At 64.1% G+C, this 23,483-nt stretch carries 23 protein-coding genes; 13 read left to right on the forward strand and 10 right to left on the reverse strand.

Annotation, left to right across the window (positions count from 1 at the left end):
• Positions 1 to 117 precede the first annotated feature (117 nt).
• From PDM29_RS08100 to PDM29_RS08120, 5 genes are all read left to right on the forward strand, one after another.
• Complete coding sequence (locus tag PDM29_RS08100; RefSeq protein ID WP_311193336.1) at positions 118 to 1,323, forward strand: acyltransferase family protein; 1,206 nt, start codon at positions 118 to 120, stop codon at positions 1,321 to 1,323.
• 435 nt (positions 1,324 to 1,758) lie between these two features.
• Positions 1,759 to 2,082 carry a helix-turn-helix domain-containing protein gene (locus tag PDM29_RS08105; RefSeq protein WP_311193337.1) on the forward strand — a complete coding sequence of 108 codons (324 nt, stop codon included), beginning with the start codon at positions 1,759 to 1,761 and terminating at the stop codon, positions 2,080 to 2,082.
• 1 nt (position 2,083) lies between these two features.
• Complete coding sequence (locus PDM29_RS08110) at positions 2,084 to 3,385, forward strand: type II toxin-antitoxin system HipA family toxin (RefSeq protein WP_311193338.1); 1,302 nt, start codon at positions 2,084 to 2,086, stop codon at positions 3,383 to 3,385.
• A 674-nt stretch (positions 3,386 to 4,059) separates the two neighbouring features.
• Positions 4,060 to 4,407 carry a hypothetical protein gene (locus tag PDM29_RS08115; RefSeq protein ID WP_311193339.1) on the forward strand — a complete coding sequence of 116 codons (348 nt, stop codon included), beginning with the start codon at positions 4,060 to 4,062 and terminating at the stop codon, positions 4,405 to 4,407.
• Positions 4,404 to 4,601: a hypothetical protein gene (locus PDM29_RS08120; RefSeq protein WP_311193340.1), complete on the forward strand. Its 198-nt coding sequence runs from the start codon at positions 4,404 to 4,406 to the stop codon at positions 4,599 to 4,601. Before PDM29_RS08115 ends, PDM29_RS08120 begins: the two co-directional genes overlap by 4 nt.
• A gap of 25 nt (positions 4,602 to 4,626) precedes the next feature.
• On the opposite strand, the gene PDM29_RS08125 is transcribed toward PDM29_RS08120, so the two are convergent.
• A complete protein-coding gene (locus PDM29_RS08125) occupies positions 4,627 to 5,343 on the reverse strand; it encodes a glutamine amidotransferase-related protein (protein WP_311193341.1) in 717 nt (238 codons plus the stop codon).
• Positions 5,344 to 5,805: 462 nt separating this feature from the next.
• Here PDM29_RS08125 and PDM29_RS21050 point away from each other — a divergent pair, with 462 nt between their 5' ends.
• Positions 5,806 to 5,967: a YhfG family protein gene (locus PDM29_RS21050; protein WP_425508748.1), complete on the forward strand. Its 162-nt coding sequence runs from the start codon at positions 5,806 to 5,808 to the stop codon at positions 5,965 to 5,967.
• Positions 5,968 to 6,204: 237 nt separating this feature from the next.
• On the opposite strand, the gene PDM29_RS08130 is transcribed toward PDM29_RS21050, so the two are convergent.
• The gene (locus PDM29_RS08130) at positions 6,205 to 7,611 is read right to left on the reverse strand and encodes an aminotransferase-like domain-containing protein (RefSeq protein WP_311193342.1); all 1,407 of its coding nucleotides are present in this window, start codon (positions 7,609 to 7,611) and stop codon (positions 6,205 to 6,207) included.
• 99 nt (positions 7,612 to 7,710) lie between these two features.
• Between PDM29_RS08130 and PDM29_RS08135 the strand changes: the two genes are divergently transcribed.
• Positions 7,711 to 8,622, forward strand: coding sequence for a DMT family transporter (locus tag PDM29_RS08135; RefSeq protein ID WP_311193343.1), 912 nt, complete (start codon positions 7,711 to 7,713; stop codon positions 8,620 to 8,622).
• A 163-nt stretch (positions 8,623 to 8,785) separates the two neighbouring features.
• Here the strand turns inward: PDM29_RS08135 and PDM29_RS08140 are convergent, their stop codons facing one another.
• Complete coding sequence (locus PDM29_RS08140; RefSeq protein WP_311193344.1) at positions 8,786 to 9,334, reverse strand: thioredoxin family protein; 549 nt, start codon at positions 9,332 to 9,334, stop codon at positions 8,786 to 8,788.
• A gap of 5 nt (positions 9,335 to 9,339) precedes the next feature.
• Positions 9,340 to 9,756, reverse strand: coding sequence for an organic hydroperoxide resistance protein (locus tag PDM29_RS08145; protein WP_311193345.1), 417 nt, complete (start codon positions 9,754 to 9,756; stop codon positions 9,340 to 9,342).
• A gap of 220 nt (positions 9,757 to 9,976) precedes the next feature.
• Here PDM29_RS08145 and PDM29_RS08150 point away from each other — a divergent pair, with 220 nt between their 5' ends.
• Together PDM29_RS08150 and PDM29_RS08155 are read left to right on the forward strand one after the other, a co-directional pair.
• Complete coding sequence (locus PDM29_RS08150) at positions 9,977 to 10,720, forward strand: response regulator (protein WP_311193346.1); 744 nt, start codon at positions 9,977 to 9,979, stop codon at positions 10,718 to 10,720.
• Positions 10,717 to 12,027, forward strand: a complete 1,311-nt coding sequence (locus tag PDM29_RS08155) for an ATP-binding protein (protein WP_311193347.1) — start codon at positions 10,717 to 10,719, stop codon at positions 12,025 to 12,027. The genes PDM29_RS08150 and PDM29_RS08155 overlap by 4 nt, the downstream gene beginning before the upstream one ends.
• Positions 12,028 to 12,067: 40 nt before the next feature.
• On the opposite strand, the gene PDM29_RS08160 is transcribed toward PDM29_RS08155, so the two are convergent.
• Positions 12,068 to 12,700 carry a response regulator transcription factor gene (locus tag PDM29_RS08160; protein WP_311193747.1) on the reverse strand — a complete coding sequence of 211 codons (633 nt, stop codon included), beginning with the start codon at positions 12,698 to 12,700 and terminating at the stop codon, positions 12,068 to 12,070.
• A gap of 5 nt (positions 12,701 to 12,705) precedes the next feature.
• Complete coding sequence (locus PDM29_RS08165; RefSeq protein WP_311193348.1) at positions 12,706 to 13,809, reverse strand: sensor histidine kinase; 1,104 nt, start codon at positions 13,807 to 13,809, stop codon at positions 12,706 to 12,708.
• Between the two features lie 149 nt (positions 13,810 to 13,958).
• Here PDM29_RS08165 and PDM29_RS08170 point away from each other — a divergent pair, with 149 nt between their 5' ends.
• Entirely contained in the window at positions 13,959 to 14,381 is a 423-nt protein-coding gene (locus PDM29_RS08170; protein WP_311193349.1) for a DUF2141 domain-containing protein, read from the forward strand.
• A 10-nt stretch (positions 14,382 to 14,391) separates the two neighbouring features.
• Complete coding sequence (locus tag PDM29_RS08175; protein WP_311193350.1) at positions 14,392 to 15,915, forward strand: carotenoid oxygenase family protein; 1,524 nt, start codon at positions 14,392 to 14,394, stop codon at positions 15,913 to 15,915.
• A gap of 326 nt (positions 15,916 to 16,241) precedes the next feature.
• Here PDM29_RS08175 and PDM29_RS08180 read toward each other — a convergent pair whose 3' ends face one another.
• Complete coding sequence (locus tag PDM29_RS08180) at positions 16,242 to 18,275, reverse strand: TonB-dependent receptor domain-containing protein (protein WP_311193351.1); 2,034 nt, start codon at positions 18,273 to 18,275, stop codon at positions 16,242 to 16,244.
• 216 nt (positions 18,276 to 18,491) lie between these two features.
• Between PDM29_RS08180 and PDM29_RS08185 the strand changes: the two genes are divergently transcribed.
• Positions 18,492 to 20,540, forward strand: coding sequence for a TonB-dependent receptor (locus tag PDM29_RS08185; protein ID WP_311193352.1), 2,049 nt, complete (start codon positions 18,492 to 18,494; stop codon positions 20,538 to 20,540).
• A gap of 32 nt (positions 20,541 to 20,572) precedes the next feature.
• On the opposite strand, the gene PDM29_RS08190 is transcribed toward PDM29_RS08185, so the two are convergent.
• On the reverse strand, positions 20,573 to 20,833 hold the full coding sequence (locus tag PDM29_RS08190; RefSeq protein WP_311193353.1) for a hypothetical protein: 261 nt from the start codon (positions 20,831 to 20,833) through the stop codon (positions 20,573 to 20,575).
• Between the two features lie 22 nt (positions 20,834 to 20,855).
• Positions 20,856 to 21,392: a carboxymuconolactone decarboxylase family protein gene (locus PDM29_RS08195; protein ID WP_311193354.1), complete on the reverse strand. Its 537-nt coding sequence runs from the start codon at positions 21,390 to 21,392 to the stop codon at positions 20,856 to 20,858.
• Positions 21,393 to 21,475: 83 nt separating this feature from the next.
• On the opposite strand from PDM29_RS08195, the gene PDM29_RS08200 reads away from it, so the two are divergent.
• Positions 21,476 to 22,363, forward strand: a complete 888-nt coding sequence (locus PDM29_RS08200) for an AraC family transcriptional regulator (protein ID WP_311193355.1) — start codon at positions 21,476 to 21,478, stop codon at positions 22,361 to 22,363.
• A 182-nt stretch (positions 22,364 to 22,545) separates the two neighbouring features.
• On the opposite strand, the gene PDM29_RS08205 is transcribed toward PDM29_RS08200, so the two are convergent.
• Complete coding sequence (locus PDM29_RS08205) at positions 22,546 to 23,475, reverse strand: alpha/beta fold hydrolase (protein WP_311193356.1); 930 nt, start codon at positions 23,473 to 23,475, stop codon at positions 22,546 to 22,548.
• Positions 23,476 to 23,483: the final 8 nt, after the last annotated feature.

Genomic DNA, 23,483 nt, shown 5'->3' on the forward strand with positions numbered 1-23,483 from the left:
TTCGCTTCGTCACTTTCCGCAGTCGGTTCGTCCCAGAACCCCCGCGGCCTGGCCCTCCGCGCTGTTTCCCCTCTGCAGCCCGTAGCAGGGTAGGGGCTCTTTCCATCGGAGCTGGGCATGCACCGCCGTTATGATCTGGACTGGGTTCGTGTCTGCGCCTTCGGCGTGCTGGTGCTTTACCACGTCGGCATGTACTACGTGACCTGGAGCTGGCACGTGAAAAGCCCCTACGCCAGCACCACGCTGGAGCCGCTGATGATGCTGAGCTCCCCATGGCGGCTTTCGTTGCTGTTCCTGGTCTCCGGGGTAGCGACAGCGTTCCTGTTTGGTGGCCCGGCCGGGACCGAGCCGGACGCAGGCAGCAAGCGCCGTGTGCTGGCATCGCGCTCGTGGCGGTTGCTGGTGCCGTTGGCGTTCGGCATTGCCGTGGTGGTGCCGCCGCAGTCCTACTATGAAGTGGTGGAGCAGCTGCCTGGTGGCTACCACGCCGGCTATCTCGCGTTTCTGGGCAAGTACTTCACCGGTTACGGCGGATTCTGCGATGCCGAGGGTTGCCTGCTCGTCCCCACCTGGAACCACTTGTGGTTCGTCGCTTACCTGTGGGCCTACACCGCCGTACTGTGGCTGATCTGGGCGCTCGCACCGCGCGCCTTGCAGAAGTTGGGGCAGTTACTGGAACGACCGCTGTCCGGGCTGGGCGCGCTCATTCTGCCTGCGCTCCTGCTGGGTGCGCTGCGTATCGCCCTGGCCAGCCGCTTCGAACAGACCCATGCGCTGATTGATGACTGGTACAGCCACGCCCAGTACTTCAGCGTGTTCCTGCTGGGGCTTCTGCTGGCACGCGCTGCGCCCTTCTGGGATGCACTCGCGCGGCTGCGCTGGCTGGCGCTTCTGCTCTGGCTGGCCAGCTGGGCAGGGCTGCTGGCTTACTTCCACGCGTACGCCGACGCGGATCCACCGGAGATGCTGCGCATGGCCATGCGCGCCGTATGGGGGCTGGACCAGTGGTGTGCCATTGTGGCGGTGTTGGGCTTTGCCCGGCACTGGAGCCCTGGCGACAGCCGCGCGCTGCGCTATCTGGTGCCGGCCGTGTTTCCAGTCTACATCCTGCATCAGACCATCATTGTGGTCGCTGCGTACAACATGAAGCCGCTGCGGCTTACGCCGGGTGTGGAAGGGCCACTACTGGTGCTGATGACGTTTGTGCTGGCGTTTGGCTTGTATGAAGTCATCCGCCGGGTGAGGTGGTTGCGGCCGTTGTTTGGCTTGAAGCTCGGAAGGGCAACCCCGGCACGGTTGCCGGTGACCAGTGGCAATGCCTAGAACACAACCCCATCAACTGGCACAGCGGCAATCCTTACCCCGAAACTGCGGATGTTCGGCAGCGTAGCGTTGTGGTGGGCAATGATCGCCGTGGCTGGCGCATGCGGCTTGTCGTGGGTGGTGTGTGCGTCGGCTGCCAGCGTGATCTCATACCCCATACCGGGCCACTGGCAGCACACATCCTGTATTTGAAACCTGCGGGTTGCATAGGCAGCCGTCAGTGGAAACCTCAGGGTTTCATCCGCACCACGAACTACGCCGTGCAGCAAGCGTCAGCGAGGATCGATCCTCGAAAGTAAGTCATACATGACGGATTAATGCACTTTAACAGTCATATATGACTGATTACGAAATCTCGCATTGCCAGGCGGAAATGGCGCGATGATCCGTCATATATGGTAGCTTATAGGTTGTAAACAATCAGGAATGACGGAAATGCGCACTTCGCCCAGTGACCTGGTGTCTCCGGCAGTCCGGCGCGCCGCCGCCCATTTGGGCAAACTCATCCGTCAGGCTCGACTGGCACGTTCGATGACGCAGTCAGAGCTGGCAGTCAGAGCCAAAACGAGTCCATCAACTGTCATGCGCGTGGAGAAAGGCGGCGTCGAAAGCGGCCTGGGCACCGTGCTGCTGATGCTCGAACAGCTCGGACTTCTGCACCACATCAGCGAGTTGGCCGACCCGACCACGCAAGCGCTTCTGGAGCACAAGGGCCGCAAGCGTGCACGTTCATCCGCAGTAGCAGACCTGGATTTCTGAAATGGCTCGTCGTTACGTCTTTATCCACCTACCCGGCCAGACCGAAGCCGTGCCTGCGGGGCAACTGGATCTGGTGATGAAGAACGGCCAACTGCAGACCTCTGCGTTCAACTACGGTGATCGCTATCTGCAGCGGGGTGGGGCGGTGGAAGTGGATCCGATCTCGCTGTCCCTCCCTACGGGGGCAGACAGGCAGAGGTTCCCAGCAAATCAACTGGAAGCATTTGGTGCTGTCCGCGATGCGAGTCCGGACTCGTGGGGCCGCCGCGTCATTGAGAACCGCCTGCGTCAACAAGGTACGTTGTCTGAGGTTGATTATCTGGATCATGCCGGAAGCGACAGGGTGGGCGCACTGGACATCCGTCGAGAAAGGAACAGCGCGCCGGCACCGAGTACGCTGCCGCACCAGGTGGATCTACCTTATCTGCTCGATGCGGTCGACAGAATTGAATCCGGTGAGACGATTCCAGCTCAGTTGGCTCCCTACTTCGATGGTGGACCCACGCTGGGCGGCATGCGGCCAAAGGCGGTGGTTATCCACGACGGCCGACAGTACGTCGCGAAGTTCCCTTCCCGGTCAGACCGGCGCTTCAGCGTGCCAGCCGTGGAGCACGCCACGTTGCAGTTGGCCAAGCGCGCAGGACTCACCGTGCCGGATCTACGGTTGGTGCCGTTGGACGGTGGACGAACCGCTATGATGATTCAACGCTTCGATCGTGTGCCTACAGCAGAGGGAATGCAGCGGCGTCACATGGTTTCAGCGCTCACCATGCTGGGGCTGCCCGAAATGTCATCAGCAGAGGGCTCCTATGCCGCTCTGGCGGAAGTCATCAGTGCCCGCGGGCCTGTAGAACAGGTCCAGGCTGACAGGACTGAGCTCTTCAGACGCATGGTCTTCAATATCCTTGTCACCAACAACGACGATCACCTGCGGAATCATGCATTTCTGTACGACTGCACCGATACTCTGGCAGATGGGACCCGTTTGGGCCGCTGGCGGTTGAGCCCGCTTTATGACGTGGTGCCTGCACCTGTCGCGGGTACGGAACGCTTTCTCGCCATTGGTGTGGGCGTGCAAGGGCGGCTCGCAAGGCTGGACAACGCACTCTCCAGCGCGGGGCAGTTTGGATTGAGGCGCACCGAGGCAGCACGTCTCATTCTTGAGCTGGTCGCCGCAGTGAGGCCATGGAAGAGCGTGTTTGAAGAGCATGGCGTGACGGCTGCGGATATCGTTGCAGTGGAAGGAGCATTCCGACGCGCGGCAGACATTGGGCTTCGAGAAGTAGAGCGAGTTGCTGGCTGACTGTGGACCGGTTGAGTTGTCAGGTCTGCGGGCGCCGCTCTTGCAGCAAGCTAAAGCCACCTTCGGGTGGCTTTGTTGTTTGTGCATGGTTTTGAACGCTGGTGATTTAAGCGCGAGTCCGTCGGGTTCCATGCGCTAAAGCGGTGATCGTTGCTATCGGCAGACGTCTTGCGACCGTCTCTACCAGAGCATTTCTCCAGCGATCCGGTCGGCGGCCGGGATGCATCGGATGACAAATGCGCGGGCATGCGTTGTAGGGACACGCCATGCGTGTCCGCGGTGTCAGATGCGTCGCACCATTTTCAGATCGCGAAAAAATTCATGCGCCAGAATCCCGACATCAAGATGTGCGGAATCCGACAACACGCATCGCAATCTGCAGCAAACGTCAGAAAATCGCGAGCCATTCGCGTCATTCGCTCCAGTTGTACGGGTGTCGCAAGAGGTCCTAGGAAAATGCTCATTTCATTCCCGCCGCGCATCCGGCAAGGTGCTGCCCGGGTGTAGAAGCCCATGCAATAGCAAATACTTGAAGACGTCCCGAGTCGGGAGGGTGGCTAATACAACACCCTCATACGGGGGAAATACGTCGCACCGGCTGCTATTGCCCGGCTTCTAACCTCCCGACCCCCTCGCCATCCCGGCGAGGGGTAAAAACCGATGAGGGAAGAGAAATGCATAAGCATTGGTCAGACACGCACCACGCTGGACCCATCCGTGATGAAGTAGAAGACGCCTACACCGAGCAGGAACAGGCCGCCCACCCGCAGTACGTCTGCGACGCCTGCAACGACGACAACGAACCGTTCATGACCTTCCGGGGCTACTGGATCTACGACATGAACATGCCTGCGGGTGCAGGGTTGGAAGTGGTGACGCTGGACGATGGCTTCTGGGTACGACCGGTTCGTCCGTGCGGCCCGGTGGCCCGGCACATGCCCCGCATCATCAAGCGCGTGGTGCAGTACACGGAAGTGGAGACGAACCGCCAACGCAAGGGCGGCGTAGGGAGTGTGCGATGAGGCGGTCCGGCTGCCTGCGCGTGCGCATGAGCCAGGCCATGCGGCGCAGCTTCAACGTGGCCGCGCGCCGCGCCAATCGCAGCCCGGGCGAACTGGCACGGCTGTTGTTCCAGCGCTACATCGAACTGCAACCCCGACCGCTGGACGTGGACTTGACCATCGATAGCAACGTCCCGCCACGCACCCGCGACTAGGCCGGGGCGGACGATGACAACACCGTTAGGAAGCGCGTTCGGCTTCCAGCTTGTCCAGGAAGCCGAACAGCGCCTGATTCATCTGTGACCAGTCCTGTGCGCGCAGCATGTCAGCCTTCTGCACGAAAGGACGGTCACGCAGCGCGGCCAGCTCCTGCGTGGACGCTGCAATCAGCATCTCCACCACCTCCGGTGTGAACTCCATATGGCACTGGAAGCCATAAGCGCGCGAGCTGTATTCGATGATCTGGCGCGGGCAGCCTTCGCTGGTCGCGATGATCGTCGCTTCCGATGTCAGCCCAGGCATGTCGCCGTGCCAGTGACCCACGTCCAGCGTGTCGGTGAAGTCGGCGAACTTGGGGTTGGTGCGGCCTTCCGGCGTCAGCGTGATCGGGAACTTGCCGATCTCCTTCTCCGGGCTGCGTTCGTGCTGCCCACCCAACGCTTCGCCCAGCAGCTGCGCGCCCAGGCAGACGCCGACGACAAGCTTTCCAACCTCGACGAACGAGCGAATCAACACCATCTCCGCATGGGCATTGAAGTGTGGGCACTCGGCTTGGGACGTGGCAGGGGACTGCGGGCCACCCATGACAACCAGCATGTCGTGCTGGCTGGCATCCGCCGGCAGTGCGTCGCCACCGTGGAGGTGGGTAAAAGTGGCGGTATGGCCACGTTCCTTTACCCACCGCAGGTAGGCCCCCGGGGCCTCGAAGGACTCATGGATGACGAAGTGGACCTTCATGGGCGAATCGCTGGGCGGAGGTGTTAGGGAATGATGCCATGGGCCGGAATGGCGTGTCGCATATGGCTCGAAACTCCCCCCATGCCAGCGCGGGTAAACCGTGGCCTCGTATAATGGACTTTATCGACCGGCACACGTGAACTGCATGGCACCCACGACGCTCACCGCAGGCGACATCCTTTCCGTAGGCGGGCCTACGGATCTGCGCGCGCTGGGGCCGTTCACGACGCTGAAGGCGTCAGTGGACGCCTCGCTGGGGGTAAGGCTCGCAACCCGCAGCTGGGATTCGTTGTTTCAGCTCATTTCCGACATCCAGGCCGTAGCGCTCACCGAGCCCACCCTTCGAACAGATGTTTCGCAACCGCTTTCCGAGACCGCCAAGACCCGCCTCTCAGATGTGCTCCTGAGCGCATCCGCGATGGCACAGCCCTCCCATGAGCAGCAGGTGGTGCTTTCCACGCTATTGCCAAGCTCGCAGCAGCTGCACGCGACCCTGCGGTTCAGTTCAAGGCAACCCGCTCGCAGAATTTCCACCACAGCTCGCGCTTGGAGGGCATCGATATGCGGAAGGCACGCCCAGCGGATTCACTGCAGGTGGTGCTGAACCGGCATCGCAAGAAGTAGCGTGAATCTTCATGACGAGGTCGCCGATCACTACGTCGTAAGGCTTCGGAGTGATTGATCTTGACTAATGCAGCGGTAGGGTCGGTCGATAGACGACCGCCGATGGAAATGATCGGCACGGTGACGAGTGACCTTTGAACGGAGAGGCGCGTTACCCCAGCCATGGTCATGCGTCCCAGCGTTGATTGTTGTTATCGGTCGTCGTCTGTCGACCGACGCTACCAAAGCGTGCACTCGCTATGGCTGCACCGCCTCTGCGGCGAGCTCACCCAACCGCTGCACGGCTTTCTCCAGTCTCGCATCCCACGCCATGCCGCAGCCCAGCCGCACATGGTCGCGGTAATCGCCTCGGCTGGAGAACAGCGCGCCGGGCGAAATCCCAATGCCTTCGCCCATCGCAGCAGCAGCCAAGGCATCCGCATCACCGTCATCGGGCAACTGCAGCCACAGCGAAAGCCCACCCTTGGGCGAGCTGCACCGTGTGCCTTCCGGCCAGTAGCGCGCGATGGCGTGCTGCATGCGGCAGGCGTTGTCGGCCAGCTGCTGGCGCAGGCGGCGAAGATGCCGGTCGAGGTCATGCTGTTCCAGGTAATCGACCAGCGCCAACTGCGGCAGCGTGGGGTTGCCTACAGTGGAGTGGTACTTCGCGCGCACCAGCGCATCGGTCCAGCCGGTCCCCAGGATCCAACCCAGCCGCAGCCCCGGTGCCAGTGTCTTGGAGAACGAACTGCAGGTCAGCACCTGTCCGCGCGTGTCGAAGTGCCGCAGCGGCGGCGGGCGCTCACCGGACCAGCCGAGGTCGCCGTAGATGTCATCTTCAATCACCACGGTGCCGTGGCGGGAGCAGCTGTCCAGCAGGGCCTGCTTGTCCGCGTCGGCCAACACCGTGCCCAGCGGGTTGTGGAAGTTGGGGACCAGTACGGCAGCACGTACTGGCGTCTGTTCCAGCAGCACGTCCAGGCGTGCCAGATCCAGCCCGCCGCCCTGGCGATGCGGCAGCTCCAGTACCTTCAGGCCGTGCGCGGCCACGGCCTGCAGAATGCCGTGGTAGGTGGGCGTTTCCACGATCACCACGTCGCCCGGCTGGGTCAGCACCCGCAGCGCGAGACTGATTGCTTCCATGGAGCCGGCGGTGATCACCACTTCGTCAGGTGATACATCGGTCGCCAGCCGCGCATAGCGCTGGGCGATCAAGCGCCGCAGTGGTGCATGCCCCTGCGGCGGCGCGTAGTCCAATGCCTGTTGCTGGCTGCGGCGCAACGTTCGCGCCATCGACGTGGCCAACGCCTTGGCCGGAAGCAGTTCGGTGGCCGGCGAAGCGTTATGCAGCGCCAGCAGGTCAGTGCGGGCCAGCAGTTCATGCAACCGCGCCAGCGCGGGATTGTCGACCGGGCGCGGCACGCGCCGGCGCGGCGCGGTGCTGCGTGGCGGTTCCGGGCTGGCCAGCACGTAGTAACCGGAGCGCGGCCTAGCCTGCACCAATCCCTCGCGCTCCAGCTGCAGACAGGCCTGCACAGCCGTGGCGGGGCTGACCCCGTGGCCGCTGGCGAGCTGGCGGATCGACGGCAGGCGCTCGCCGGCGCGCAGCACGCCCTGCGCGATCTGGTCGCGCAGGGTGGCGGCAATGGCGGAATAGAGCAGCATGGGTGTTCCCATCTGTACTGGTCGAAATTGATTCTAGCTGAGTCTGTATTGGTCGCGTGTGGAGGCACAGACTGCCCTTCCCCCTCATCGGAAGCGGCCATGCAGGCGTCCTCTCCCTCCCAGGCCCGGCTGGCTCTCTGGCAGCTGGTGGTGGCCGAAATCCTGATCGGTTCGGTCGGTGTGTTCGTCCACGAAAGCGGCCAAGACCCGATCACCGCGGTGTTCTACCGCTGCCTGTTCGGTGCAGTGTTTCTGCTGGCGTGGGGCATTGCGCGCGGGCATCTGCAGGGCGTGTGGCGCGACCGGGTGTTCCTGCGCGGCGCGGTGATCTCCGGCGTGCTGCTGGTGCTGAACTGGGTGGCGCTGTTTGCCGGCATGGCACGGTCGTCGATCGGCGTGGCGACCATGGTGTATCACTGCTTCCCGTTCGTGATGCTGATTCTGGCCGCGCTGGTGTTGAAGGAGCGCACGCGTCCCGCCGACTGGGGCTGGACGGTGCTGGCGTTCGTGGGTGTGGCCGCGTCGGCTGATCCCATGCAGGTGCTGGCCGGGAGCAGCGGCTACCTGCTGGGCATTGGATTGACCCTGCTGGCGGCGCTGCTGTGCGGTGCGTCGCTGCTGATGTCGCGGCAGATCGGGCGCGAGCGGCCGTTTGCGCTGGTCACCGTGCAGTGCCTGGTGGGTGTGGTGATGCTCGCAGGGTTTGCCGATGCCGGCGCGCTTCACCTCGGCGGCCACTGGGTGTGGTTGATCGGGCTGGGCATCATCCACAGCGGCATTGTGTATGTGCTGTTTTATTCGTCGTACCGGCATCTGCCGGTGGCCACCATTGCGGTAATTGCATTTGTGTATCCGCTGGTGGCACTGCTGCTGGATTACTTGGTGTATGGGCATCGATTGAGCCCCATCCAGCTGGCTGGGCTGGGGCTGATCGTGGTCGGTACGCTTGGAGTCAACCTGAAGTGGTCGCTGCCGGTGGGGCGCAAGTTGAGTCCGGTGTCGGAACAATGACCGGAAAAATGACCGGAACGGGTAGGGTCGGTCGATAGACGACCGCACGTACCGCTGATCGGCGCTGGGACGCTTGACCTTCGAACGAAGAAGCGCGTCTCCGTTCGAAGGTCATGCGTTACAGCAGTGATGATTATCATCGGCGGTCGTCTGTCGACCGACCCTACCGCCCACGCATCAGCAGTGACCGTATCTTGGCCTCCGTCTGCGCGTACTCGCCTTCGCCCAGGTGCTGATACACGATCCGTCCCTCCTGATCGATCAGGTACAGCGCGGGCCAGAACCGGTTCCCATACGCGTTCCAGGTCGCATAGCCGTTGTCCATCGCCACCGGGTAGGAGATGCCGAACTGTTTGACCGCGTCCTGCACATTGCCAAGCTGCTTCTCATACCCGTATTCCGGCGTATGCACGCCCACCACCACCAGACCCTGGTCGCGATAGAGCTCATGCCACTGCTTCACGTGCGGGGCGACCCGCGCGCAGTTGATGCACGAATACGTCCAGAACTCCACCAGCACCACCTTGCCGCGAAGGTCACTCATCTTCAGGGCGGGCGAGTTGATCCAATGATCGATGCCGGCGAACTCCGGGGCCAGCGGTGAGGGCGAGGCATGAGTGGGCGGCACCGGGTCCTCAGGTGCCAACGGTGAACACGCGGCAGCAAACACAGATGCTCCCAGCAGGGTGATGATGGCAGGCAGCTTCTTCATGGTATTCACCCCAGTTCGATCTGCGCGTTGATATTGCCGCGCGTTGCTTTGGAGTACGGGCAGGTCTGATGCGCCTGTTCGATGATGGCCTGTGCTGTTGAAGCATCCAGCCCGGGCAGGTGGACCCGCAGCCGCGCCTGCAGCTGGTAGCCCGCGCTGTTTTGCCCCAGATCCACTTCCGCATCCACAGCCGCATCTGCGGGCAGCGCGACCTGCAAAGCACGCGCGGCGAAGCCCATGGCCCCCAGGAAGCAGGCCGACCATCCTGCAGCGAAGAGCTGCTCGGGGTTGGTGCCGGGACGCGGGCTGCCGGGCGGGGAAAGGACGATATCCAGCTGGCCATCGTCGCTACGGGCATGGCCCTCACGGCCGCCGAGGGTGTGGGTCTTGCCGGTGTAAAGGACGGTATCGAGGGCATTCATGGGTGTAGGGCTCCAGGTGGGTTGGACGACATTTCGCGCCCTGCGCGTATCCACGAGGTGTCCCGCAACCCGGCTTTTTGTCTCCGAATGCACCCAGGCAGGCTTCGTACACACTTTGGTACAAAGACCTGCGCGGGCGGGTCCCGGTGCCGGCCACGAGGGCGCTAACATCAGCGCCACGGGGCATGAGCCCCATCCTGACGGCGGCCGAGCGTTCTTCATGTCCACCCACACCGATCACATCCTGGTTGTCGATGACGACCGTGACATCCGCCAGATGGTGGGCGACTACCTGCGGCGAAATGGCCTGCGGGTCAGCCTCGCAGCCGAGGGGCGCGAGATGAAGGCCACGCTGGACACCAGCGATATCGACCTGGTGGTGCTGGACGTGATGATGCCGGGCGAGGATGGTCTGTCGCTGTGTCGCAATCTTCGCGCCGGACGGCACCGAGCGACGCCGGTGCTGCTGCTGACCGCGCGCGACGACGAGACCGATCGCATCATCGGCCTGGAAATGGGCGCTGACGACTACCTGACCAAGCCGTTTTCCTCGCGCGAGCTGCTGGCCCGCATCAATGCCGTGCTGCGCCGCACGCGCATGCTGCCGCCCAACCTGCAGGTTTCCGAAGCCAGCCGGCTGATCGGGTTTGGCGACTGGCGGCTGGATACCACTGCGCGGCACCTGCTGGACACCGCCGATACCGCGTATCCGCTGAGCGGGGCAGAGTTCCGCCTGCTGCGGGTGTTCATCGACCACCCGCAGCAGGTGCTCAGCCGCGACCAACTGCTCAACCTCACCCAAGGGCGCGACGCAGAGGTGTTCGATCGCTCCATCGACCTGCTGGTCAGCCGCCTGCGCCAGCGGCTGGGCGATGGCGCGCGTGAGCAGACCTACATCAAGACGGTACGCAGCGAAGGCTATGTGTTCAGCCAGCCGGTGGTGCTGATCGGCGAGGGCGCATGAGCGCGCCGGCCCGACGCTGGCATCTGCTGCCGCGCACGCTGTGGATGCGGCTGCTGCTGATTCTGGGCATCGGGCTGCTGTTGGCGCATGCGCTGTCATTCGCGCTGCTGTTCCAGGAGCGCATGGATGCCACGCGCAGCATGATGCTGCGCAACCTGTACGAGGACGTGCCGGTGAGCGTGGCACTGCTGGAACGCCTGCCCGCGGCCGAACGCGCCGCATGGATTCCCCGTCTGGAACGACGCACCTACCGCTATCTGCTGCGCCCAGCGCAGCCGGGAACCGCGTTGGATAGTGCGCGCGCGCGTCAGGTGACTGCCTTGATTCACGATGCGCTTGGGCGCGAGTACGCGCTGTGGCCCCGCGCGGTGTCACGGGTACCCGAACGTTATGAGGTGGAGCTGAGTCTGCGTGATGGCAGCCCGCTCACCATCGAAGTCACGCCCTCGTTGATGCCTGTCGCCACCTGGCTGCCGTGGGTGCTGGTAGTGCAGGTGCTGTTGTTGCTGATCTGCGTGGCGGCGGCGGTGCGACTGGCAACACGGCCGCTTGCCCGCCTGGCCTCGGCGGCCGGGCAGATGGACCCGGCCGGCCGAGGCGCAGCGCTGCCGGAGCGCGGTCCGACCGAAGTCATGCAGGCGGCACGGGCGTTGAATGCCCTGCAGACGCGTGTCGCCGCACATGTGTCTGAGCGCACCCAGCTGCTGGCGGCCATCTCGCATGATCTGCAGACGCCCTTGACCCGCATGCGCCTGCGCGTGGAGGCGATGGAGGAAGGCGATACGCAGGACAAGCTGATGCGCGATATCGACCAGGTCAGCCAACTGGTCTGCGACGGGCTGAACTATGCGCGCGGAGCCCGCATTGCGTTGGACGCGCCGGTGCGCCTGGATCTGCGTGCGTTCGTTGAAAGCGTGGTGGATGACTATCAGGATGCCGGACGTGACGTTCGTCTGCAGGCGTCAGAGAGCGCGTTGCGTGACACCCATCCGCTGGTGCTGCGGCGGGTGCTGCAGAATCTGATCGACAACGCGCTTACCTATGCCGGTGCGGTGGAGACCCGGCTGCGGGTGGAGGGTGGAGTCGTGCACGTAGATGTGCTTGATCGGGGTCCGGGTATCCCTGAAAACCAGCTTGAACAGGTGCTGCAGCCGTTCACCCGGTTGGAACCTTCGCGTAGTCGCGATACAGGCGGAACTGGGCTGGGGCTGGCGATTGCCCAGCAGCTGGCGCAGGCGCTGGGTGGGCGGCTTCGATTGTCCAATCGCGAAGGCGGCGGCCTGCAGGCCACGCTGACGCTGCACTGACACTGACACCGCGGTAGTGCGCGACAACCACCGAAGGTGCTCAAATGATCCGCAGCGTAATCGCCTTCAACACCGCCCGCGTGCGATCCCGCGTGCCCAACTTGTCCAGAATGGTGGACACATAGTTCTTTACCGTGCCCTCAGCCAGAAACAGGCTACGGGCGATCTCCTTGTTGGAATACCCCCCAGCCAGCAGCCGCAGGATCGCCACTTCCTTCTCGCCGAACGTATCACTCGGCGGTGCCTCGTCGTGAAAGCGATAGCGCGCCCGCACCGGATCAGTACTCACCGGCAGCAACAGGGTCTCCCCACCGGCCACCTTCAGAATCGCCTCGTGCAGATCCTCCGGCGCGGCGTCCTTGAGCATGAACCCCTGCGCACCGGCCTCGCTCGCCTGCAGCAGCAGCTCGCTCTCATCAAAGGTGGTCAGCAGCAGCAACGGCGTGCTGTCGCCGCGTGCGCGTAACTGCCGTGTCGCGGCAATGCCATCCACGCCCGGCATACGCACATCGCTCAGCACCACATCCACCTTCTGCTCAACCAGTCCATCCAGCAGGCCCTGCCCGTCATCCGCCTCCAGCACCACCTCGATGCCCAGTCCCTGCAGCAAAGCACGCAATCCAGCGCGTACCAGGGCCTGGTCGTCGGCCAGCGCCACGCGCAAGGCAGGCACCGTGCTCATGCCGGCAACCGCGCGGTGAGGTGCATGCCACCGGAGTCGGTGCGTGCCAGTTCCAGCTGGCCGTGTACGGCAGCCAGGCGCTCGCGCATGCCGGTGATGCCATTGCCCTCGCGGATGCGTTCGGCGCGTTGGCCGTCGTCGCGGATGTCGATACGCACGCAGTGTTCTTCATTGTCGATGTTCAACCACACGGTATCCGCATCGCCATGGCGGGCGGCATTGGTCAGGGCCTCCTGCACCAGCCGCAGCACGGCGTCGGCGACCAACGGGTTGGCAATGCGCACCTGCTCGCCAATATGCACGCGTAGATCCGGGCGCGGGAACGGGGTGGCCAGTGCCTGCAACGCGGTGGCCAGGTCCAGCCCGCGCTCGTCGCGCATGCTCTGCACCACTTGGCGGATGTCGCCGAGCAGTTCCGCCGACAGCTGCTCCACCAGCTGCACGCGCTCGCGCGTTGCCGGCGTGGCATCACTGGCCAGGGCGCGCAGGTTCAGGCGCATGGCAGTGAGCTTGTGCCCGGCCACGTCGTGCAGCTCGCGGGCCAGCCGCAGGCGCTCGGCGTCGCGCGCGCTGTCGGCGAGCAGGGCGCGCGTGGCCAGCAGGTCGGCGTTGACCCGCGCCAGCGCCTCACGGGCCAGTTCAGAACTGCGGGCGTAATGCGCGGTAAGCGCCGCGAAGGCCTGGAAGCCGGCGTAGATGGTGGTGACCAGGAAGGGATGATTGGCCCCGCCGGTACGCAAGGCGAGATAAAGGCACACGTTGACCGCCAGCGCCGACAGCAGCACGGTGCGCGCCGGCCAATGCTCGGCGAGGTGGGCTATCAGCACCACCAGCAGCACCGGCAGGGTTCCGACCCGCGGCTCCAGCCACACCAGCGCCAGCGCGGTCAGCGCCAGCAGCACATCACTGACCAGCCGCCAGCGCGAGCGGACAGGCAGATGGTCGTAGATCACGAACAGCACCATGAACACGCCCAGCGCGGCCCAGCGCAGGGTCTGCTCGCCCTGTGTGGCCACACCCAGCGAAAGCCCGACGGCCACGATGGTCAGCAGGCCGGCAAGGCTGAGGGGACTGATCAGGTCGCGCAGGAAGGAGGACATGGCCGCATGCTGCCCGCCCGTCGCCCGGTTCGGCAATGGGGTCCGGGTAGAAAGTGACTTCTGGCACTGCGGATCGATGACCACTGGGCATGGGTTGGGCCAGCCCTGCCGCGCAGACTGGCTCCACACACCCAACCGGAGTCCGCACCATGGTCCGCACCCTGTTCAACCTGCTCCCCTACGCCTGCCTGCTGGTGGCGACCTCGGCCTCCGCCGGCGACCTGCAGGTGGATCTGCAGGACGTGTTCACCCACACCGGCACCCTGCATGTGGCGGTGGTGGATGGCCCGGCCGGCTGGAACAACCAGGCCAAGCCGGTGCAGGCGCAGTCGCTCAAGGCCGAGGCGGACAAGGTGCACCTGGTGTTCAAGAACCTGCCTGCGGGCGACTACGCGGTGCTGGTCACCCACGACCAGAACGACAACGGCAAGCTGGATACCAACATGCTGGGCATTCCGGTAGAAGGCTATGGCTTCAGCAACAACCCGCAGCTGATGCGCAAACCGACCTTCGAAGAGGCGCGGGTGCACGTACCGGCGGAAGGTTCCACCATCTCCGTCATCCTGCGCTGAGGCTCGCATCATGGACCGTCGCCGCTTCCTGCAGTCGTTGCTGTCTGTTGCCACCACCGCCGCCATCGGCGGCGTGGCCCTGCGCGCCGCGCCGGCACTGGCCGGTGATGCCGCCGCCTTCGCCGCTGCCCGTGACCAGCATCCCTGGCTGACCGGCTGGCGCAGTGTGACCAGCGAAAGCCTGGGTCCGGCGACGGTGGACCTGCAGGGCCGCCTGCCAGCGGGGTTCGCCGGCACGCTGTACCGGAACGGCCCGGCCTGGAAGGAGCGCAACGGCTTCCGTTACGACCACTGGTTCGACGGCGACGGCATGGTGCACGGCTGGCAGTTCAACGGTAACGGCACGCTCACGCATCGCGGCGAGATGGTGCAGACACCCAAGTTCACCCGTGAGCAGAAGGCCGGGCGCTTCCTGTACCCGGCGGCGGGCACCGACGTGCCGAACCGCCAGGCGGTGCGCAACAACGACGACGCCAACGCGGCCAACACCTCGGTGATGGTGGTCAATGGCCGGTTGTTCGCATTGTGCGAAGCGGGATCGGCGTTCGAGATGGACCCGCAGGAGCTGACCACGATGGGCGCTACGACGTGGCGGCCAGACCTGGCTTCGATCCCGTTCTCGGCGCACCCGCTGGTGGACCGCGACGGCAGCGTGTGGAACTTCGGCAGCATTTCGCTGCTGGGTGGCACCGGGCTGCTGGTGTGGCACATCGGCGCGGACGGGCAGCTGCGCTCGGCCAGCGTGGTCGATACGCCCTTCCTGGGTTACATGCACGCCTTTGCGATGACGGATTCGCACCTGGTGTTCATGCTGATGCCGTTTGATCGCAAGGAAGGTGGTGGCGCGTTCTTCGAACGCATGCAGTTCGCCCCGCAGCGACCCTGCCGCATCGCAGTGGTACCAAAGAAGGCACCTGACACCGCGCGCTGGTTCGAAGCAGCTTTCACTGCGGCCTATCACTTCGGCGATGCGTATGAGAAGAACGGCCGGATTGTGATGCGCACGGTGCGGCATGACGACATAGAAGAAGCCCGTTCACCGATGAAGGCGGCGATGGAGGGCGACGCCGCGCATGCCGCCAATTCCGATGCCAGTCTGCTGGAGCTGCATCTAGACCTGCGGAGCGGTACCGCGCGCTGGGAAGAGACGGGAATCCGCGGTATTGAATTCCCGATGTTCGACAGCCGCACCGCGGGTGATAAAGGCGCACGCCTGTATACGCCGGTGATCCTGGGCGACCACAGTGCGCCGTACTTCAATGGGGTTGCGGGGTTTGATGTGGATCGCGGCCGTCGCCAGGTGTGGCGTTACGGGACCGATATCCTGGCCGAGGAGCATGTGTTCGTGCCGCGCCCGGGCAGCCGCAAGGCCGACGATGGCTGGCTGGTGGGTACGCTGCTGGACTCGGCCAATCAGCGCAGCGGTATCGCGGTGCTGGATGCGCGGCGGATTGATGAGGGCCCGCTGGCGCAGGCCTGGCTGCCGTATGCGGTGCCGTTGGGGTTCCATGGCACGTTTGCTGCCAAGGGATGATTGGGGTTGCCGGCCAGCGGCCGGCACTACCGGTGCGACCTGCGCTGATGGTGCGTTGGGAATGCCGGCCAACGGCCGGCACTGCCGATGCGTGGGGAGAGGTAGGGTCGGACGATAGTCGACCGCCGATGGCAAGAATCACTGCTTTAGCGAGTGACCTTTGACGAAGCCGCGCGTTTCTTCGTTGAAGTTCATGCGTTCGTCGCGCCGATCACCTTTATCGGCAGCCGTCTGTCGATCGACTCTACCCCATCCCGCACAGGCACGCGGCAGCGGAACCGGCATGGCGGCACAACACCCGTGCCGCCACCCCTTGGCACCGGCAATCAGAACCGCACCGTCGCCCCGACAAAGAACGTACGCGCACCACCGTCGTAGTTGTTGCCCTCATCGATGGTCGAGACATCCCCAAGGTTCAGCACACCCGCACGCAGGGTGAGATTCTCGTTCACGTCAAACCCGGTCACCAGGTCTACCGTGGTGTACGCCTTGGCAAACGTGGCGCCGGTTGCCGACACCAGCTGCTTGCCGATGTGCTGGGCACTGAGGTTCAACGACCACGCATCCGTCACCTGCCAGTCCAGCGAGGTGTTGGCAGTCAGCTCCGGCACCACCAGCAGCGTGGCCCCGGTGGTGCGGTTCTTCGATTCCAGCATGCGGGTCGCATTGGTGGTCCAGCTCAGGCGCTCATGCAGCGGCACGGTAACGCTGGCTTCCACGCCACGGGTGCGAGCCTTCTGGATGTTCTGCGCCACCGTCCACCAGTAACCGTTGACCAAGCTGGTGGTCTGGCCGGGAATCTGCGCCAGCGGTACCTGCTCGATCTTGTCGTCGAAGTGGGTCAGGAAGTAGGTGGCCGAGGCAGACCAACCGTTCTTGTCGAAGCCCACGCCCAGCTCGTAGTTGGTGCTGGTTTCCGGTTCCAGATTCGGATTGCCGGCCATGTAGCAGCCGCGGGTGCCATCGGCGTTCACCGAGGTACTGCTCCAGCCTTCCACGGTAAGCGCGCGGCAGCCGTTGCCACCGGACTGGGTGGCCGCGCCGGCGGTGCCTTGCTTGAGGTTCGGCGCGCGGAAACCCTCGGAGATGCCGCCACGGATCGTCCACGCATCGCTCGGGTGCCACACGCCGTAGATGCGCGGGCTGAGGTTGTCGTCGTAGTTTTCGGTATTGTCCCAGCGCAGGCCCACGGTGAGAATGAAGCGCTCATGCAGGGTGATGTGGTCTTCAGCGAACAGCGCCCAGGAATCGGCCTCGCTGGTCGGGCTGATGCGGCCGCTGCCGGTCCACGTCACCGGCACGGTGCCGATGGTGTCGCTGTTTTCCAGCTCCTCGCGCTTCCACTGACCGCCCACGTTCAGGCTGTGCTCGAAGCCCCAATGGAAACCGCTGGTGAAGGCGGTATCGAACACGGTCTCCTTGGAGTGGTTGCCCACCTCACTGCCCTTGTCCTCGTAGTCGTTCTGCACCAGCGTGGTCTTGGAGGTTGTGGCGTCGCCGTACTTGCCGTCATGGGTCAGCACGTAGCCGGTCTGCACCAGCTTGGACAGGCCCCAGCTGTTGACCGCACCGGCACCACTGTTGCGCTGCACGCCGCGTGACGCTTCCACGCCGACCATGTGGTCATCATTGATGCGCCAGTTGAAGAGCACGTTGGCATTCTCGGCCTTGTTGCCGGGGGTCTGGCGCGCGCCACGGTCGGACTCGCGGTCGGTCACGTTGGCACCCACGCGCAGGCCGAGGTTTTCGGTCAGCGGGCCGCTGAACAGCGCGCCCATCTGGGTGGTGTTGCCGCGGTCATCGGCATCGGGCTTGCTGTAGTTGAAGGTGACCGAGCCGCCCCATTCGGTGGCGATCTTGCGGGTGATGATGTTGATCACGCCGCCCATGGCGTCGCTGCCGTACAGCGAGGACATCGGACCGCGCACCACTTCAATGCGCTCGATCATGTCCGGCGACAACCAGTTCAGATCCTGCGGACCCAGGTCGTCGCGATAGTTCACGCCGGCCGAGCTGCCCTGGCGGCGGCCGTCGATCAGGATCAGGGTGTACTGCTCGGGCAGGCCACGCAGGCGGATCTTCGACTGCGCACCGGACAGCGCGTAGCCACCGGTCACGCCGGGTACCGTGCTGAGTAATTGGCCGATGCTGCTGACCGGCTTTCGCTCGATCTCTTCGCGGGTGATCACGCTGATGCTGGCCGGGGCATCCTTGATCCACTGCTGTGCACCGGTGGCGGTGACCACCACGGTATCCATCTGCTGGGCGCTACCACTTGAAGCGGCATCCGGGGCGGCATGGGCCTGGCTGGAAAGCGCCAGGGTGACAGCAACAGCAAGGGTGAGGCGGGGTAACGACATCGAGCAGTCCTCCTGTGAGGGCAGGGTCCGCTGGCGATGGCTGGGACATCCTTGTGGGGTGGTGAGAAAACTTAACAATCGTATCACGAATCATTCTCATCTGATACAAATCGACATACCAACCCCCACTGCGCAGTTGCGAAGATTGGAATGTTATAATGTCACTTTGACCGGATAGGCTGTCCGGTCACCCTCGTGCCAGGTCTGCTCCCACCCATGAAGTCCCACGTTCTTGTGGCCGCCGTCGCGGCCGTGTTGTGCGCGCCTGACGCGCGCGCCCAGTCCAATGATGCTGCCCTGACGCTGGGCAAGGTGGATGTGCATCAGCACACCGAAGGCCAGCTCACCGCCCATAAGGTGCTGACCTCGGTGGACGTGCTGGGAGCCGATCAGATCGAAGACAGTAACGTGGCGCACAGCTGGGAACTGCTGGGCAAGATGCCGGGCATCCAGCTCACCGAAACACGGCAGGGTGCCGAGTCGGGCAAGATCAGTTTCCGCGCGTTCAATGGCGAGGGATATCTCAACGCCATCAAGACCCTGATCGACGGCGTGCCGAGCAACGTCAACAGTGGCAACCAGCGCTTCATCGACATGCTGTTCCCGCTGGAAATCAGCTACATCGAAGTCGTACGCGGCACCAACGACCCGCGCTACGGCCTGCACAACATCGGTGGCAACGTGAACTTCGGTACACGCCAAGGCGGCCAGTACACCGACGCGCGGCTGGGCTACGGCAGCTACAACACGCGCGATGCGCAGCTGGCGGTCGGTCGTGAAGCCAGCGGCTTCGCGCAGAACTACTTCGTTGGCTGGCAGGCCTCCGACGGCTACCGCGACCACGACACCTCGAAGAAGTACAGCATCGGCGGCAAGTGGTTCTACGGCAATCTGGACGACGACGGTCTGCGAGTCGGGTTGACTGCACGTGCCTATCATCACGAGGCGGACGAACCCGGGTTCATCACCGCGGACGAACTGCACGATGATCGCCGCGGATCGGCATTGCGCAACGCCAACGACCGCGACGACCGCGACATGCGCCAGATTGCGGCGCACGTGGACCTGAAGCTCGCAGGCAACGTGTTCTTCGGCACCATGCTCTATTACAACCGCTACGAAGACGACCGCTACGTCACCTTCAGTGACCTGCCCACCGGCAACCTGCCACGCCAGCGCCGCTACTGGGACGAGAAGCAGGTGGGTCTGCTCAGCACGCTGACCTGGCAGACCAGCGATCAGCTTACGCTGGAGGGTGGGGTGAACTACGAACACCAGAACAATGGCTACGTGCGCGAGCGTTACAGCTACAGCATGCCGACCGACTTCAGCGTGGCCCCTGCGCGCGTGCAGAACGACGACCGTCACAGCTTCGACAACTGGGGCGCGTACGTGCAGGCGATCTACCAGCCGATCGAGGCCTTGAAGATCGTTCCGGCGTACCGTGTCGACCGCTTCGATGGCACCACCCGCCTGCCGGGTGGCGTGACCGCGCCATTGCAGGACGTCGGTACCATCGAACAGCCGAAGCTGAGCGTGGTGTACGCGTTCACCCCGAACACCAACGTGTATGCCAACTGGGGCCGTACCTTCCAGGTACTGACCGGTTCCACGCCGCCGGCCTACATGACCCCGGGGCAGGTGGCCATTGCGCCGTCCACCAATACCGGCATGGAGCTGGGCATGAAGTTCCGTCCCTTCCCCGGCAGCCAGGCGCGCGTTGCGGTGTGGCAGCAGGATGCAGAGAACGAAACCTCGAACATGCCGGCTACTGGTACCACGGTGACGTTGGGCAAGACCCGTCGTCGTGGTGTGGATGCGCAGATCAGCGCGCAGTTCGGCGAAAAGTGGACGGCGTGGGCGTCACACGCGTATCAGGAAGCGAAGATCGTGCGCGATGATCGTGCCGCCGGCATTTCGCTGAAGGGCAACGAAGTCGCGGCGGTACCACGACACATCAGCAACATCGGGCTGGACTTCCAGGCGACAGAAGCGCTGCAGCTGGGCCTGCAGGGGCGCGCGCAAAGTGATTACTACCTGGAAGAACGTAACGTGGCCGGCAAGTATGGCGACTTCGCGGTGCTGGATGTGAGTGCCCGTTACCAGTTCAGTCCGCGTTGGAGCGTGGATCTGCAGGTGAAGAACGTGACCGGTCGCGAGTATGTGTACGCGTGGTATGACAGCTTCTTCCAGACCGCAGCGCAGCCGATGTTCTCGCCATCGGCTGGGCGTACGGTGTATGTCGGGTTCAATATGAAGTTGTGACGAGCACCGGTAGCGCTGGCCAACGGCCGGCGCTACCGAACAGTGCACGTCGGCGGGAATGCATCGCGGTGAACGCCATCGACGGAAACGATGGCGTCCAACCGCACAATCCGGCCGTCATCCAGCCGCATCGTCTCCACGCCGTCATGCGCGGTGATATCGACAATGCGGGCGTGCAGCGCGTGCTCGCTGGCATCTGCCTCAATCACCATCGGCACCGAACGCCGCTGCACCGCAACGGTTTCCAGTACATCGTGAAACTCGCAGTTGATCGGAACATAAGGCCGGGACATGGCGAACTCCTGAGCAGAACAATCAGCGCAGCTTCACGCCGGGAAAGTCGACCGGCACCGCAAACGCGACGTTGACGTAGTTGGTGAACAGGTTCAAGGCCACATGGGCGAGGATCTCGACGATCTCTTCGTCATTGAAGCCGACGCTGCGCAGCCGGGCCACGTCGCCGTCTTCGATCTGGCCACGCCCTTCCACCACACGCAGGGCGAAGTGCAGGGCAGCAGCGGTCTTCGGGTCGTCGGACTGACCGCCCTGCGCCGCGCTCATTTCCTGGCTGCTGGCACCGGCTTTGCGGCCCAGTGCGGTGTGTGCGGCCAGGCAGTATTCGCAGGCATTGCGGTTGGCGATGGCCACGGCGATCTTCTCGCCCAATGCGGCCGGGATGACGCCGCCGCCCAGGGCTCCGAACGAACCCCACATGCTCTTCAGCGCAGCCGGGGAGTTGGCCACGGCACGGAACATGTTGGGGGTGGCCCCGAACGCGCCGTGGATCTGGCCAAGCAGGGTCTGGGTGTCGCCGGTGGCGGCAGCGGGGGTAACAAGCGGGATACGGGACATGATCTGGATTCCTGTTGAGGACCGGTCCGAAGTGGCCGGTTGAGGGTCATACTAGGCACCCGAGCAGGACGTTTGGTGTCTATATGTCGCTGATTGATGTCAATTCGTCCGAGGTGGGTGTGCCGGCGATCGACCGCCTGACGCCCGTGCTGGAGCGCTTCCGGGTCCAGGCCAGCCTGTTCCACGCCGGTCCCTTATGTGGATTGAGCACCTTCGATGCGCAACCGGGCCGCGGCTTCCTGCACGTGCTGCGCCGGGGCGAGATGGAACTTCTGCTGCGCCAGGGGGCAAGGACAGAGCGCACGCCGCTGTGCGAACCCACCCTGCTGCTGTTCCCGCGCGCGGTGCACCATGAGTTCATCAATCCACCGGTGGACGGTTCGGACTTCACCTGCGCCACCCTGGATTTCGATGGTGGCAACCGCAATCCCATCGTGCAGGCGCTGCCCGATGCGGTAGTGCTGCCGTTGAAGGAGATCGACGGTCTGGGCGGCGCGCTGGACCTCCTGTTCGCCGAGGCCGACCAGACCCGCTGCGGCTCGCGCCTGCTTGCCAACCGGCTGTTCGAGGTGGTGTTGATCCAGGTGCTGCGCTGGATCATCGATCATCCCGAGCGTGCGCAGGTAACACCCGGGATGATGCGTGGGCTTTCAGAACCGCGTCTGGCCAAGGCGTTGATGGCGGTGCATGCTGCCCCGGAAGCCGATTGGACGCTGGAGCGCATGGCGGAACACGCTGGCATGTCGCGCAGCGCCTTTGCGGCTGCGTTCAAGAGTGCGACCGGCGCTACGCCGGCCGCCTATGCGTTGGACTGGAAGCTCAACGTGGCCACGTCGTTGCTGCGTGCGGGGCGGCCGGTGAAGCAGGTGGCGCTGGAGCTGGGGTTTGCCGATGCGCCAACATTTTCGAGGGCGTTTCGCCGGCGCAACGGCAGCTCGCCACGTGAGTGGTTGAGCCAGCGACACGCGTGACGTCGGGGTCATGCGTTCGTCGCACCGATCACCGTCATCGGCCGTCGTCTGTCGACCGACGCTACCACGGCTGCCTCGTGCGACTCAGGCCGGGTAGGGTCGGCCGACAGGCGACCGCACGTATCGTCCGTCGCTGCTGTAACGCATGGCCCTTGAACGAAGAAGCGCTTCCGCGTCCCACCTCACCGATCCAGAAACGCCACCAGCGCCGGAATGGTCTGCTCAGGTGCCTCCTCCATCAACCAGTGACCCGAGCCCTTCACGATCACGCCCTGCACATCGGTGTCCACCAGCTTGGCCTGGTCGATCAGGAACTGCCCGCCCGCCTTCTCGCCGGACAAAACGAGCATCGGCATATGCAGCGGCGTCTGCGCAAAGCCCGCAAAGTCCTTCGCATCCTGCTCGAACGCCTTGAAGTACTCAAAGCCCGCACGCATGCCACCCGGCCGCGCATATTCCTTCGCATAGAACCGGCGGTCGGCTTCCGGAATCGAATGTGTGCGGTCTGCCGCGAAATCATTCCAGAAGTGCTCGAAATACGTGCGCTCGCGCCCGTCCACCAGCTTCAACGGAGTTTCGCCGTAGAAGTGGAAATGCCACAGGTCGCGCAGCAGCCACACGTGGGTCCAGTCGCCGACGCCAGGCAGGAACGCATCCATCAGCACGATGCTGTCCACTTCGTCCGGGTACTGCGCCGCGTAGGCATAGGCCACCATCAGGCCGATGTCATGGCCGACGATGCGCACCTTCGGGTAACCCAGCTTCTGCACCAGGGCATGGATGTCCTGTGCGAGCGTCTTCTTGTCGTAACCGCCGTCCGGCTTGGACGACTGGCCCGCGCCGCGAAGATCCGGCGCGATCACCACATGAGTGCCGGCGAGCTTGGGCATCAGCGGTCGCCACATGTGGCTGGTTTCGGCGTAGCCGTGCAGCAGCACCACCGGCAAGGCATCGCCTGCGCCGGCCTGCAGATAATGCAGGGTGACGCCATTGACGTCGGCGCTATGGTCCTGGATCTGAGTGTTGCCGGCTGCCTGCGCAGTGGCGTGCAGCGCAGCCAGCATCACCACCACCGCCGCGGAACGACGGAACAGTCGAACAAAGGTATTCATGGCAGTCT

Source organism: Stenotrophomonas oahuensis, from assembly GCF_031834595.1.
GTDB lineage: Bacteria > Pseudomonadota > Gammaproteobacteria > Xanthomonadales > Xanthomonadaceae > Stenotrophomonas > Stenotrophomonas oahuensis.